This is a genomic window from Sphingopyxis sp. GW821-FHT12C06, from assembly GCF_058807415.1.
This window is the reverse complement of record NZ_JBXAQR010000001.1, coordinates 77695-90707: the sequence shown is the minus strand read 5'-3', so window position 1 is coordinate 90707 and position 13013 is coordinate 77695. Positions and strand designations below refer to the sequence as shown.

The following is a 13013-nucleotide window of genomic DNA, read 5'->3' as shown; positions in this document are numbered from 1 at the left end:
TGATAACACATCATGTCCTTGACCCTTGTCAAGCGGATTTTCAAACCGCAGCGCGAGGCGCGCTTTCCGGCCCATTTTCCGTTCGTCGCCCGCAAGGCCAGGGCGCGCGCGCCCAGACATTTCGTGCCATTCGATTCGAAATGATGCGAACACCCGGCCGATCGCGCCAGCGCCCCGGGTCCCATCGCCCGACATCATGAGACCCGGATCCCTTGCGGCAATTCGCCCCGGGCCCGCCGGCGTGTCGCGCCGATGATCCGAACCCGAGTCCGCAGCCGCCCGGATCAGCGCCGCCGACCTGCGGGGCATGCGCGCGCCCGCCGCACATGAAAAATATCTTGACAATTTCCGCACACATCACATCATGTTTATATAACAACATAATGTAATTATGATAATTGCAAATTGTCCGGGAGGGACGCCATGGCTGCATAACCAGGATTCAGGCGGCAAATATTGCCCATGTGCGCCCGCAAGGCGGGCGGCCACATCTATCGCCGCGAGGCCGGGCGCCCTTTTTCTTTCCTTGAGTCAGCATGCCGCTGCCGCGTCCGGCAGCCGTCAGTGCGTCCGGGCGAGACCGAAAGATCGCCGGCAATATGCGCGCGCACGAGACATTGAGTTTCAGAACAATTTCATTTGTGTATGGGGAAATCATGCGAAAATACAGCGTAAGTCGCGGCACAAGCCTTCTCGTCGTGGCACTGGGATCAGCGGTTCATTTTCCTGCGCATGCGCTTGCGCAGCCGCCTCAGGAAACCAGCATATCGGACGAGCAGCCATCGGTTGCCACGGAAATTGTTGTCACCGCTCGCTTGCGTGCGGAAACGCTCACCGAGGCGCCGCTTTCGATCAGTGCCCTGACGGCGGACCAGCTCGAGAGCCGCCAGATCGACAGCTTGAGCGATCTTGCGACGATGACACCGGGTCTGGGTTTCGAGCAAGCCGCCGGGGCATCCAACTCGCGTCCGATCATTCGCGGCCAGGCGCAATTGGGCCGCACCGCGGGTGACGTCTCGAATGTCGGAATGTTCATCGACGGCGTTTACTCGCCCGGCCTCACCGGAACCGAGATCGGCTTCGTCGGCGTCGAACGCGTCGAAGTCGTGCGCGGCCCGCAAGGTGCGCTCTATGGCCGCAACACCTTCGCCGGCGCCATCAATTACATCACCAAACGCCCCGGAGATAAACTCGAGTTCGGCGGCAAGGGCGTCTATGGCGAAGACGGCCTGTTTGAAATCTCGGGCTATGCCGCGACCCCGATCATCGACGATCGCCTGGCGGTTCGTCTCGACGGCGGCATTTCGTCGAGCGGTGGCGGCCTCGTCAACAGCATCAATGGCGAACGCCTCGACGACACCGATGCGCAAGTGATCCGGATCGGGATCAAGGCCCGCATCGGCGACCGCCTCAACCTGTTCCTGTCGGGCGCCTACAGCCATGACACGACTTCGCACAGCCCGGTCATTGTCATTCCCGACACGAGCCCGCGCCGGGTCGGCAAGCCGGCCCCGACCGCACGCAGTCCCGTGCAGATCGGACGCCGCGTCAGCGGTGCGATCGAGGATTACAGCACCTCCTTCGCGATCGATCCGCGCGCCTTTGGCAGCGAGCGGACCAGCCGCCGGGCCATGCTCCTCGCCGACTATGATTTTGGTCCTGTCACGCTCGTCTCGCGCACAGGTTATGAAAATCGGGATGTCAGCACATTAATCGATCTCGATCAGACGGCGGCCGGCACCAATTTTGCAACGCGCCCGCCCGCCGTCTATACGCAAACCGCATCGGGCGACGTCGAGGATCGCTATGAATTCAGCCAGGACCTGCGTCTCCAGGCCTCGAAACCCGGCCGTTTCGACTGGACGGTCGGCGCCTATTACAGCCACGAACGCAATGACACCTCGCTCGTCAAATTCGCCGAACCGAGGCTTGTCCTCGGCGGTTCGACGATCGCCCCCGCACCGGTCGACGGCAAGCCGCTGGTCGATCAGCAGGATATCAATCGCAACACCTTCCGCTCGATTTACGCGTCCGCCGGATATGATTTCACCGACGCGATCAACCTCGCGCTGGAAGGCCGATACACGGCCGAAAAAAAGCAGGTGCGTCCGCTCCAGGACAATTATCCCGCGCCAGCCGTTGCGGTCGGACCGGAGCAGTCCAAGACTTTCAAATATTTCACGCCGCGCGCCATTCTGAGCTTCAACCCCACCCCCGATTTCAACCTCTACGCATCGGCCGCAAAGGGAACCAAATCGGGCGGGTTCAATCCGCAAGCGACGCTCGAAACCGAGCGAACCTATGATGTCGAGAGCAACTGGGCGTATGAACTTGGGGCCAAAGCCAATTTGTTCGATCGCAAGCTCCAGATTTCGGCCGCCATTTATCACATCGACTGGAGCAATCAGCAGATCCTCAACTTTGCCACCGGGCCCGTCAGCGGCTCCGACACCACGATCACGACCAATGTTGCCAAATCCAAGGTCGATGGCGGCGAACTGACGCTGGGCTATGCCCCGACGCACTGGCTCAACCTGAACGCATCCTATGCCTATACAAATGCGCGCTACCACGACGCCACGACATCGAGCATGGCGGGCTTCGTCGATTGCACCGCACTGCCCCGGCTCGAATGCGTCAACGGGGTCACCACGGGCAAAATCAGCGGCAATCAGCTCCAGTTCTCGCCCAAGCATCAAGGCGCGGTGGGCGGGGAAGTGACCCTGCCGATCGCGGGCGCAGGCCTCGAATTCTTCGCTCGCGCCGACCTGTCCTTCGTGTCGAAACGCTATGTCGATGCGGCCAACGCCGGATATATTCCCGGTCGCCAGGAACTGCGCCTGCGCGCCGGCCTGCAGTCCGACGAGCTCAAGGCGCAGGTTTTCTGCAACAATGTCACCAATGACAAGACGCCTGTGACGGCTTTCGAGGCCCGCGATTTCATGGGCAACCCGCATTATTATGTGCGTGCGCGCCAGCCGCGCCAATGCGGAATCTCGCTGGCCTACAGCTACTGACACAATGCCGTTCGGGCAGGGCGGCAACACCGCCCTGCCCGTTCGCTGTTTTTACGTGATGCGATGATCGAACAGATGATCGCCCCGGACCAGAGCCGGGAGAGATCGCCGCTTTCAAGACATATGGGACGCTGGTGGCGCCATCCAGAACGGTCGCGCCGCCTCTCTCAATCGCCCGTTCCGAGCGCACGAAGCGCTAGCGGCTGAAGAGGGATCGACGTGGTTTTTTGTTCGGTATAGAAATCGAGGCTCGCCTGCGCACCGTCGCGGCCGATCCCCGACTCCCCGAAGCCGCCGAAGGGCGCGTGCAGGTCACGCATGAGCGGCGTGTTGACCCAGATCGTGCCCGCACGCACGCTCTGACTGACCGCCATGACCTTGCGGATGTCGTTAGACCAGAGATAGCCAACCAGCCCAAATCGGGACTCATTCGCGATGCTGATGGCCTCCTCGACAGTGTCGAAGGTCAGGAAGCTCGCGAAGGGGCCGAAAATTTCCTGCTGGCAGACTTGCGCCTGGTTGCTGGAGACACGCACCGCGGTCGGCGAGAAATAATAGCCCTTGTCGAAACCGGGCGCGCGCCGTCCGCCTGCGAGAACCTCCGCCCCCTCTGCCTCAGCCGTCTGAACGAAGGACAGCACACGCTCATAATGCTCGCGAAAGGCAAGCGGCCCGACCTCGGTGCGCGGATCGAGCGGATCACCAACCCGGATCCGGTTCGCCCGCTCGGCAAAGCGTCCGATAAAATCGTCCGCGATGGATTTTTGCACGAGGATGCGCGAGCCGGCGAGACATTGCTGTCCGTTGTTGGAATAGATTCCGAGCAATGCGCCGTCCAGCGCGGTGTCGATATCGGCATCCTCGAAGATGATATTCGCCGATTTGCCCCCAAGCTCGAGACCGACTTCCTTGAGCCCCATGGCGGCGGCCGCCATGATATGCCTGCCCGTTTCCGTGCCGCCGATGAACTTGACGAGGTCGACGCCCGGATGCGCGACGAGCGCGGCCCCCGTGACGCCACCCCGGCCATTGACGAGGTTGAGAACGCCTTCCGGCAATCCGCCTTCGACGAGAAGTTCGATCAGGCGATGAACCGAAACCGGGGCATGTTCGGACGGCTTGACGACGCAGCAATTGCCGAATGCAATCGCCGGCGCGATTTGCATCGAGGCCAGGGCCATCGGCGAGTTCCACGGCGCGATGATCGCGGCAACGCCCGCCGGTTCGCGCGTCACATAGGTGAGATATTTGCTGTTCTGCTGAAATGTCTCGCCGCTGGCGGTCGCCGCCACATCGAGGAAGAATTCGAAATTCTCCAGCGCCCGCGCCACCTTGCTGCCGCGAATATCGTGAAGCGGAACCCCGGTATCGAGACATTCGAGCCAGGCCAGCTCGTCGGCATATTTCTTCACATGCGCCAGCGCCCCCGAGATGATCTTCCTGCGCTGCGCGGTGTCGAGACGTGGCCAGGGGCCCGCGTCAAATGCCCGGCGCGCGGCAAGAACGGCGCGATCGACATCGGCGGGCGTGTCCTCGCGAAGCCGCGTCAATATCGCCTCGGTGGCCGGATTGATTACGTCCAGCATATGGCTTTCGACGTCGGTTCGCCCGCCCGGCATGATCCCCGTCAGCACAGGAGGGATCGCATAATGTTGACCCGCCCTTCCCGTCATCGCGGTCATTGCGCCAGCCTCCCCTTCATTTTCGACATTCGCATCAATTCACAACCTCTTATAGAAATTCTTGTTATGTTATCATTACAACATAATGTCGTCAACTTAGCTTGCTTTGACCCGGTGACAGCCCCATATATGTTTGTAATCTGATTGCTTCCCGCCGGTCCGCCTGGGGGGTGGTCGCGGTCCAAAAAATGGGAACCAAGTCGTGAATACAACAGATGTTGTCCAGGGTGGCATCAAGGCTTTGCGCTATCATCAGGTTTATTCGATCCTGCGCGGCTGGATATTTGACGGCACTTATCCGCCGGGTGCAAAACTGCCGCCCGAGGGCGAATTGTGCGAACGACTGGGTGTCTCGCGTATCACGTCGCGAAAGGCCCTCGACCTGCTGGTCAGTGAAGGTCTGGTCGTCCGGGCCCAGGGCAAGGGCACCTATGTTTCCGAAGACATGCTCGAAGCACCGAGCGTCGGCGACATGGAACAGCTCATCGAACGGGCCAACAAGCTGGCCGCCACGTCCAAGATCGTCGATGTCAAAATCCGCGAGCTCGAGGCCGACGAGGACACCCGTCGCGATCTCCTTCTCGATGAGGGCGCGATGGTACGCGAAGTGACCTTCGTGCGGACCGTCGACGGCAAGCCGACGGGTTTTCGTCAATCCTTTTTCCCCATCGACATCGCACCGGGGATCACCGCCGACGAAATCCGGAGCCAGCCGATGGCCACCGTACTCAAAAAGCATGGGGTGGAAATTTCGGCCGCCGATCAGCTGGTGGGCGCAAGCCTCGCCGACAGCCACAAGGCGATGGTGCTCGACACAACCGTCGGCGCGCCGCTGGTGCGCCTGAGACTGGTATTGCTCGACGAAAGCAAGCGCCCGATCGAACGCAGCACCCGCTATTATCTCGCCGATCGATTTGAATATCACCTGTATCTGACGCGCAAGACCGGCCTCAGCATCAATCATATCTGAAGCGGGCAATCCGCGACGAGCGAGAGCCACGGCCCCCGCTCGTGATCTCCAACATCGATTTCAATATTGGTCGAGCAACGGGCCGAAACCGGGAACGCGGTCGGTGATGCCGAGGCTGCGGAGTGCGTGCCAGTAAGTGACGGTGTTGCACGCGATCACGGGCTTGCCGATCCAGCGATGGGCTTCGCCGGCAAGATGTGCCGCGGGTGCGTTGGTGCCCGGTTCGATAATGGCATCGACATCCTCGGCCGCCAGCGACTTCAACGCATCGACGGTATCGGCCTCCGGGATCGCGGCAATCGACAGCGGGGTCGGGCATTTCATGCCGATCAGCCGGACGATCTCGAATCCCGCGCTGGTGAAGAAATGGACCACCTTTTCGTCGCCCGGCGGAAAATAGGGGGTCAGAACGGCGATCCGCCGGCCGATATGCATCGCCTTCAGTCCGGCCAGAAAGGCAAGCGAGGGCAGGAATATCGGAACCCCCTTCGCATATTCGGTCAGCTCGGCGCGCATCGCTTCGGCGGCGGCAACGCTATCGGTGAAGGTGTCGATCGAGTGGCCGAGCAGCAAGGCGTCGGGCTCGCACGGCATGACGAGGTCGATCGCGGCCTTGATATGGTCGGTGCTCCGGTCGAGGCTGGCCCGATAGGCCGCGAGATCGCCGCTCCCCCCGCGATCGACGGGCGCCATGCGCGTGACATGGTTCGTCACTCCGGCCGGCCGCATCGCTTCATATTCCGGCTGCGCTATGGTGTTGGTCGCCGGAACGAGCACGCCGATCTTCGCGCGCCAGCCCAGGCCATCGTCGCTTCGCGCGCCCTGCTTCCATATCATATTGCTCTCCCATGCTGATGACGGGCACGCCGGCTGGCGCTCCCCGAAAAGATCCGTCGTGGCTGGCTTTGCCGCTCAGGCGATCGCGCTGGCCCGCTCGATCGAGGCAAGCATCGAAGACTGGAAGAGATAGGCCTTCATCAGTCCGCGATCGCCGACGGTTTTCTGCAGGTCCGCCCAGATCAGCTTGCGCGCCTCGGGATCCTTTTCGCGATGCCGCCTGTGATTGCGGTCCGATTGCGCCTGGACGTCCTCGACCGCGATCGTGCGCCGCCGCCGCGCATAACGATCGAGCAGCGCTTCGTCCGCGCCCCGGACGACCGGTACAAGATGTTCGACCAGCGCATGCGCGTCGTGGATGCCGCTGTTCATGCCCATGCCGCCCGCGGGACTGTTGAGGTGCGCGGCATCGCCCGCGAAGAGAATACGTCCCTGACGAAAATTGTCGATCACACGGCGATGCACCGAATAGGCACCGACATGGCGCACCTTATATCCGGTCTCCTTCGGCAGGATGGCCTGAAGGCGCGCTTCCATACCCGCTTCGCTGACCGCGTCGTCGATCGACTGCCCCGGCCGCGGGGAAAAGCCGACCCGCCACTTCCCTCCGACCCGCATCAGGCTGAAATGATCGTCCGCGGTCCACAGATAGTTGACCGGTAACAGGCCGGGTATTTCTTCATCGAAGGCGTGATCGACGACCGCGGTGATCGAGGTCCGGGGATAGGTTTCTCCCTCAAAGGCAAGCTGCATGATGTTGCGGATGGCGCTGCGCCCGCCATCGGCCGCGATCAGATAGCGCGTTTCGATCCGGGCCGGCACACCGTCGACCGCCAACTCGGCCCAGGCCCTGTCGCCGTCCTGCCCGACGCCGGTCACCTCGGCATCGAAGATGAGCTCGAAAAGCGGATCGCCGGAAAGCCTGTCGACGATCGCATGCGTCAGCCGGAACTGCTCGCATTGCAGCCGATAAGGATGGGCCGTGAGATCCGCGAGAACATCGAGATCGAACACCGCGCTCTCACCGCTCTCATATTGGCGATACTGCCACTGCCGCGCGATATGCCCCTGCGCCACAAGCGCGTCCGCGATGCCGCCGACCGACACCATGTCGAGCGTCGGGGGATGGAAGGTCGATGCGCGCATGTCCTCGGGCAGCGACGCGGCGCTTTCGAGGACGGTGACCGGAATGCCCTGTTGCGTCAGGAACAATGCGGATGCGAGGCCGACCGGGCCTGCGCCGACGATCAGGATGCGGGAATCGCGCACGTTGCTTGCGTCTCCGTGACTGTGGGCGCGCTCAGTTCGCGCCAATAATGGCAGGCGACGCTTTGCCGCCCGATATCCTCGAGCAGGGGCACCTGTTTCAGGCAGGGCGTGGTGGCGTGCGGGCAGCGCGTGCGAAAGACACAGCCCGAAGGCGGGTCGAGCGGCGAGGGAATCTCGCCCTTCAACGCCAGCCGTTCCTTGGCGCGCTCGCGGCGCGGATCGGGATTGGGCACCGCGTCGATCAGCGCACGCGTATAGGGGTGGCGCGGATCACGGAAAATCGCTTCACGCGTGCCGATCTCCATGATCCGGCCGAGATACATGACGAGCACGCGCTCGCACAGCTGATGCACCACCGACAGATCATGGCTGATAAACAGGATCGACACACCATATTCGCGTTTCAGTTGCCGGATGAGGTTGATGACCTGCGCCTGGGTGGACACGTCGAGTGCGCTCACCGGCTCGTCGCAAACGACAAGCTTGGGGCGCAGGATCATCGCGCGCGCGATGCTGACGCGCTGGCACTGCCCGCCCGACAGTTCATGGGGATAGCGATCCCGAAATTCGGGATTGAGCCCGACCGCTTTCATCATCGCGGCGACCTCGGCATCGCGTTCCGCGGCCGACAGGTCGGGCGAGAATATGCCCAGCGGCTCGGCGATGATCGCGCCGACGGTCATGCGCGGATTATGCGATGACAAGGGATCCTGGAATACGATCTGCAATTCACGGCGGAGGGCGCAAACCTCTTTCGCCGGCAGGCCGATCATATCCCGGCCCATCCATACAACGCGCCCGCTCGTCGCCTTGACGAGCTGAACGATCGCACGGCCGAGCGTCGATTTTCCGCAGCCCGATTCACCGACGACACCCAGCGCCTCGCCCGCATGGATCTGGAAGCTGACCCCGTCGACCGCCTTGAGCATCGTCGTTTCGCGCCGCAAAATGCCCTTCCCCGTCTCGACCGGGAAATGCACCTTGAGATCCTCTACCGAAAGCAACGGGCCGGTCATGAAAGTCGCTCCAGAAGGCAGGCCGCTTCGTGACCGGGGCGGTGCGCGGTCAGCGCGGGCATCGCTTCCCCGCACGCGGGCAACGCCCTGTTGCAACGCGGCTGAAAGCGGCAACCGGGCGGCAATCGAAGAAGGTTCGGTGGCTGGCCGGGAATGGCCATCAGATCGCTGTCGGGGTCGGCCACGAGCGTCGGGATCGAGCGCAGCAGGCCGAGCGTATAGGGATGCGCGGGCTTGTAGAACAGATCGTCGACCGAGCCCTGCTCGACGATATTGCCGGCATACATGACCGCAATGCGATCGCAGAGGCCCGCCACCACGCCCATGTCGTGCGTGATCATCACGACCGAGGTGTCGGTGTGACTCTTGAGATTGCGAAAAATGTCCAGCACCTCCGCCTGAACGGTCACATCCAGCGCCGTGGTCGGTTCATCGGCAATCAGCAGCTTCGGCTTGCAGAGCAGCGCCTGCGCAATCATCACGCGCTGGCGCATGCCACCCGAAAGCTCGTGCGGATACTGGTTGACGCGGCGCTTGGCGGCCGGGATCCGCACCATCTCGAGAACCTCGAGCACGCGCTCGCGCGCGCCAGCGGCGGACATTCCCATATGCTGGAGCAAAACCTCCTGCATCTGGTCCCCGACCTTCAGAAACGGCGTGAGCGAGCTCATCGGATCCTGAAAGATGAACGCCATATCCTTGCCACGCACCGCGTCGAGCACCGGGCGCGGCGCGTTCAATATTTCGCGACCTTCGAGCTGGACACGGCCCTGCGCACGGCCGTTTTCGGCAAGGAGCCCCATAACCGCGAGAAACGCCTGGCTCTTGCCCGAGCCGCTCTCGCCGACAACGCCGAGGCACTCGCCCTTGCCGACCGAAAGGCTGATGCCGTTCACCGCGCAGACTTCGCCATCGGGGCCCGCGAAGCGGACGAAGAGATCCTGGCATGCAAGGACGGGCGGCTCGCCCACGGCCTTAACGGGATCGGGGGTCAAGGGCATCGCGCAATCCATCACCAATGAAGTTGAATGCGAACAGGGTCAGTGTCAGCATGACCGAAGGGAAAATGAGCAGCCAGGGCGCATTCTCCATGTCGCCGCTCCCCTGCGAGATCAGCTGGCCCCAGCTCGTCAGGGGTTCCTGCACGCCGAGCCCCAGGAAGCTCAGATAGCTTTCGATGAGGATGTTCACCGGGATGAGCAGCGTGACATAGACGATGACGGGGCTCGTGACGTTGGGGATGATGTAGCGCCAGAGAATCTGCGGTGTCGAAAGGCCGATCGCACGCGCGGCTTCCACATATTCCTTCTTTTTCACCGACAATGTCTGCCCGCGGACGATGCGGGCGATGGTCAGCCATTCGACCGCGCCGATGCAGCAAAAGATGATCAGGATGTTCTTCGAACCGAGCACCGTCACGAGAATGATGATGAAGAACAGCGTCGGCAGCGCATAGATGACGTCGCAGATGCGCATCATGACCGCATCCACCTTCCCGCCGAGAAAACCCGATGTGGCGCCATAGATGACGCCGATCACCACCGCCACCGAGGTTGCGAGCACACCGATAGCGAGCGAGATGCGGCCGGCGTAGAAGGTCCGCACGAACAGATCGCGGCCATTGGTGTCGGTTCCGAACAGATATTCGGCCGAGGGCGGTTGCAGGATCGCGGTCCAGTTGACCCGCTCGAACGCGCCCGCGTCGAACATCGGTACGATCATGGACGACAGCGCCATCGCCGCGAGCAGGATAATGCCCGCCATCGCCGCGCGGTTGCGACAAAAACGGTTGAACGCCTTGCGCCGGGGCGACTGGCCGGGCGGAACTGCCTCGGCCGCGAGAGCGTCGCCCGGCTCCGGAAAATCGATGGTTGCCGGCTGCATCAGTCCACCCTCGGATCGAGAAAATGATAGGCGATATCGACCAGCAGGTTCATCACCATGATGACGCCGGCGTAGAGGATCGTGATGCCCATGATGACGGGATAGTCGCGGTTGATCGCGCCCTCGGCGAAGGAGCGGCCTATCCCGGGCAGACCGAAAATCTGCTCGACGACGACCGAACCCGTCATGACAGCCGCGACCGCCGGGCCGATATAGCTGACGACGGGCGTCAGCCCCGACCGCAGCGCATGGCGCCAGATGACCTTGCGCTCCGGCAGTCCCTTCGAACGCGCGGTGCGCACATGGTTAGCGCGCAGCACGTCGAGCATGCCCCCGCGCGTGATCCGCGCCATCACGCCAATCTTGGGCAAAGCCAGCGCGGCGACGGGCAAGATGATATGCCTGGGATCGCCGCCGCCCCATCCCGAGATGGGCAAGAGGCCAAGATAGAGACCGAAGACCAGCACCATCGCCGGCGCGGTGACAAAAGTCGGTATCGCAATCCCGGCCATCGCGACCGTCATCACACCATAATCGGCCGCGCTGTTCTGGCGCAGCGCCGCCAGGAGGCCGATGCTGACGCCGCCGATGAGACCGACGAGGATGGTGCAAATGGCAAGCGTGGCGCTGACCGGCACGCCCTGCGCGATAATATCGGATACGTCGCGGTCGCGAAACACGAAGGACTGGCCAAGATTACCCTGCGCCAGATTCTGCAGATACATACCGAACTGCGTCAGGACCGGCTTGTCGAGGTGATAAGCCGCCTCGAGATTGGCCCGGATCGCGGGATCGATATCGGCTTCTGCATCGAACGGGCCGCCAGGGGCGAGCTTGATGATCAGAAACGATATGCAGATGATCACAAAGATCGTCGGGATCGCAACAAGCAATCGACGGGCAATCAAGCGAAGCATGGCATGCACCTTCCCGCCTGCATCAGCTGGCCCTCGTCTCGTTGAGCGGCGTCAGACCATGAAATCTGCCGCCGAAAAATGCCAGCGGCGCATCCGCTTCCGACTGGCTGACCGCCACCACCTCCCAGACGAAGACAATATGGTCGCCCGCCTCCATGCGGCTATATGGCCGGCATTCGAGATGCGCGATGCCGCCCCCGATCACCGGCGCGCCCGATGCCCCCGTCGCAAGCGCGACACCCTCGAACTTGTCGCCCGCAGGACGGGCGAATTTGAGCGCGAGCTCGTTCTGATGCTCGGCGAGGATATTGATGGCAAAAGGCCCGTCTCCATCGAAATGGTGCAAGCTGGGGGAAGCGCTGCGCAGGCTCCACAGGACGAGCGGCGGGTCGAGCGACACCGATGTGAAGGAATTGACGGTCAGTCCGCACGGCTTGCCGTCGGCGCGCGTCACGCTGACGATCGCAACGCCCGTGGCGTAGGTACCGCAGACACGCCGCAACAACGCCTGGTCCAGCGCCGGCAGCCTCCTCCCATTGTTCATCGCTTCTCCCAAGGGTCGCTCCTTTGCCCGGCTGCGTACAGGCTCTATATATGTCATGCTTTCATGACAACATGATAATTAAAAAATGTGCGCATTTTGTGTGGCGCGAAAGGTTCGGCTCATGGTGCGAGCCCCTACACCCCGCTGCACTGGCGCTTTTCCGCCCTACCAGGGCACGACATCGCCATTGTAGCGAATGAAGCGTCCCGCATCGTCGGACGACAGGCGCTCGATCGTCTCGATCAAGCCGTGAGCGCTCACGTCGGGCGCGATCTTGGGCATCCGCGTTCCGCGCATGAAATCGGTATCGACCATGCCCGGACTCAACAAAGTCAGGATGATGCCGCGATCGACAAGATCATGCGCCATCGATCGCATCAGCATGTTGAGCGCGCTCTTGCTCGTTCGATAGAGATAGTTGCCGCCCTTCGCGGTCGTGATGGAACCGAGCGAACTCGAAATGGCCACGATCTTGCGCATTGCGCCGGCTTCGACGTGCGGCAGGAACGCCTCGACCATTTTCGCCGGTCCGAAGACGTTGGTCGCGAACAGGCCGGAAAACAGGTCATAGTCGAAAGCGCCAATCGCCGCGCCACCCGCGCCGATCCCCGCATTGTTGACGAGCACATCCAGCGCGTCACCGGCCAGTTCCGCGGCCAGCGCATCGATCGCGGCATGACAGGTCACATCGAGCCGGTGCACCGACACCAGATCATGTTGCCGGGCCAGCGCCGCGAGGGCGTCGCTGCGCTCGGGCGTGCGGCACGTCGCGTATACCCGCCACCCCAGCTCCGCATAGAGGCGAACCAGTTCGAACCCGATACCGCGGCTTGCCCCGGTCACCAGCACCGATGCCATAAATTTCTCCCGCCCGCCG

General features: G+C 62.4%; 11 protein-coding genes. 2 read left to right on the top strand and 9 right to left on the bottom strand.

The genetic code is table 11. The features are described 5' to 3' along the window. Positions 1-815 precede the first annotated feature (815 nt). Complete coding sequence (locus tag AC1RRJ_RS00355; protein ID WP_493119712.1) at positions 816-3017, top strand: TonB-dependent receptor; 2202 nt, start codon at positions 816-818, stop codon at positions 3015-3017. 167 nt (positions 3018-3184) lie between these two features. On the opposite strand, the gene AC1RRJ_RS00350 is transcribed toward AC1RRJ_RS00355, so the two are convergent. Then, positions 3185-4699: an aldehyde dehydrogenase gene (locus AC1RRJ_RS00350; protein WP_493119711.1), complete on the bottom strand. Its 1515-nt coding sequence runs from the start codon at positions 4697-4699 to the stop codon at positions 3185-3187. Between the two features lie 202 nt (positions 4700-4901). Here AC1RRJ_RS00350 and AC1RRJ_RS00345 point away from each other — a divergent pair, with 202 nt between their 5' ends. After that, positions 4902-5669 carry a GntR family transcriptional regulator gene (locus AC1RRJ_RS00345; protein ID WP_493119710.1) on the top strand — a complete coding sequence of 256 codons (768 nt, stop codon included), beginning with the start codon at positions 4902-4904 and terminating at the stop codon, positions 5667-5669. Between the two features lie 60 nt (positions 5670-5729). Here the strand turns inward: AC1RRJ_RS00345 and AC1RRJ_RS00340 are convergent, their stop codons facing one another. From AC1RRJ_RS00340 to AC1RRJ_RS00305, 8 genes are all read right to left on the bottom strand, one after another. Next, positions 5730-6506, bottom strand: coding sequence for a maleate cis-trans isomerase family protein (locus tag AC1RRJ_RS00340; RefSeq protein WP_493119709.1), 777 nt, complete (start codon positions 6504-6506; stop codon positions 5730-5732). 75 nt (positions 6507-6581) lie between these two features. Further along, a complete protein-coding gene (locus AC1RRJ_RS00335) occupies positions 6582-7775 on the bottom strand; it encodes an FAD-dependent oxidoreductase (protein WP_493119708.1) in 1194 nt (397 codons plus the stop codon). Beyond that, positions 7754-8791, bottom strand: a complete 1038-nt coding sequence (locus AC1RRJ_RS00330) for an ABC transporter ATP-binding protein (protein WP_493119707.1) — start codon at positions 8789-8791, stop codon at positions 7754-7756. The genes AC1RRJ_RS00335 and AC1RRJ_RS00330 overlap by 22 nt, the downstream gene beginning before the upstream one ends. Then, positions 8788-9792 carry an ABC transporter ATP-binding protein gene (locus tag AC1RRJ_RS00325; RefSeq protein WP_493119706.1) on the bottom strand — a complete coding sequence of 335 codons (1005 nt, stop codon included), beginning with the start codon at positions 9790-9792 and terminating at the stop codon, positions 8788-8790. The genes AC1RRJ_RS00330 and AC1RRJ_RS00325 overlap by 4 nt, the downstream gene beginning before the upstream one ends. Further along, complete coding sequence (locus tag AC1RRJ_RS00320; RefSeq protein ID WP_493119705.1) at positions 9767-10675, bottom strand: ABC transporter permease; 909 nt, start codon at positions 10673-10675, stop codon at positions 9767-9769. Before AC1RRJ_RS00320 ends, AC1RRJ_RS00325 begins: the two co-directional genes overlap by 26 nt. After that, on the bottom strand, positions 10675-11592 hold the full coding sequence (locus AC1RRJ_RS00315; RefSeq protein WP_493119704.1) for an ABC transporter permease: 918 nt from the start codon (positions 11590-11592) through the stop codon (positions 10675-10677). The genes AC1RRJ_RS00320 and AC1RRJ_RS00315 overlap by 1 nt, the downstream gene beginning before the upstream one ends. Positions 11593-11614: 22 nt before the next feature. After that, entirely contained in the window at positions 11615-12136 is a 522-nt protein-coding gene (locus AC1RRJ_RS00310) for a flavin reductase family protein (protein WP_493119703.1), read from the bottom strand. Between the two features lie 165 nt (positions 12137-12301). Continuing rightward, positions 12302-12994: an SDR family oxidoreductase gene (locus tag AC1RRJ_RS00305; RefSeq protein ID WP_493119702.1), complete on the bottom strand. Its 693-nt coding sequence runs from the start codon at positions 12992-12994 to the stop codon at positions 12302-12304. Positions 12995-13013 lie beyond the last annotated feature (19 nt).

Bases quoted from the DNA above. Each gene is read 5' to 3' on its own strand.
- AC1RRJ_RS00315 (WP_493119704.1), bottom strand. From the start codon at position 11,592: ATGCTTCGCTTGATTGCCCGTCGATTGCTTGTTGCGATCCCGACGATC.
- AC1RRJ_RS00305 (WP_493119702.1), bottom strand. From the start codon at position 12,994: ATGGCATCGGTGCTGGTGACCGGGGCAAGCCGCGGTATCGGGTTCGAA.
- AC1RRJ_RS00340 (WP_493119709.1), bottom strand. From the start codon at position 6,506: ATGATATGGAAGCAGGGCGCGCGAAGCGACGATGGCCTGGGCTGGCGC.
- AC1RRJ_RS00325 (WP_493119706.1), bottom strand. From the start codon at position 9,792: ATGCCCTTGACCCCCGATCCCGTTAAGGCCGTGGGCGAGCCGCCCGTC.
- AC1RRJ_RS00330 (WP_493119707.1), bottom strand. From the start codon at position 8,791: ATGACCGGCCCGTTGCTTTCGGTAGAGGATCTCAAGGTGCATTTCCCG.
- AC1RRJ_RS00320 (WP_493119705.1), bottom strand. From the start codon at position 10,675: ATGCAGCCGGCAACCATCGATTTTCCGGAGCCGGGCGACGCTCTCGCG.
- AC1RRJ_RS00350 (WP_493119711.1), bottom strand. From the start codon at position 4,699: ATGACCGCGATGACGGGAAGGGCGGGTCAACATTATGCGATCCCTCCT.
- AC1RRJ_RS00310 (WP_493119703.1), bottom strand. From the start codon at position 12,136: ATGAACAATGGGAGGAGGCTGCCGGCGCTGGACCAGGCGTTGTTGCGG.